At 77.4% G+C, this 619-nt stretch carries 1 protein-coding gene; it reads left to right on the top strand.

The window, feature by feature from the left end:
• Positions 1-443: ELM1/GtrOC1 family putative glycosyltransferase (locus HW577_RS26135; RefSeq protein ID WP_198378978.1), on the top strand; the 443-nt coding region annotated here is incomplete at its 5' end.
• Positions 444-619: the final 176 nt, after the last annotated feature.

Here is a 619-nt window from a genome sequence, read left to right as displayed (position 1 = left end):
AGGGGATGGCGCCCGATGTGGCCGCGCGCATCGCCACGCGCGTCGCGCTCTTCGCGGGCAGCGTGCTCGCCACGGGGTCCCGCCGCACCGGGCGGGCGGCGGAGGATGCGGTGGCCGCCGCGCTGCGCGACGTGCCGCACCGCCTGCACCGCTGGGGCGATGGCGGGCCGAACCCCTATGCGGGGTTGCTCGCCTGGGCCGACGCCGTCGTCGTCACGGGCGACTCCGTCTCCATGGCGTCGGAGGCTCTTGCGACGCGCGCGCCGGTCTTCATCGCCGATCCCGGCGGTCTCGGCCCGCGCCACCGCCGCCTGCACGAGAGCCTGTTCGCCGCGGGTGCCGCGCGGCCGCTCGACGAGAACCCCGCCATGTTCGCGCGCGCGCCGCTGGACGAGACCGGCCGCGTCGCCGCCGAGGTCGCGCGACGCTTCCTCGCCCGGTAGGTCGCCGCGCCACCGGGGGCGAGAAAATGTTCGGCGCGCGCCGTGCCTGGGGTCATGCTTTGCGGTGTCTGCATTACGGGAGAAACGACCATGCGCCACGCGCCCGCCATCTTGGCCCTGCTGCTCGGGGCCGGGCCTGCCGCCGCCCAGCCCGCGCCGCGCCCCGCGCCCCCGGC

The sequence above is a fragment of the Neoroseomonas rubea genome, assembly GCF_016106015.1.
Lineage (GTDB): Bacteria > Pseudomonadota > Alphaproteobacteria > Acetobacterales > Acetobacteraceae > Neoroseomonas > Neoroseomonas rubea.
The sequence above is the reverse complement of the archived record's forward strand: the minus strand, read 5'-3'. Positions and strand labels throughout refer to the sequence as shown.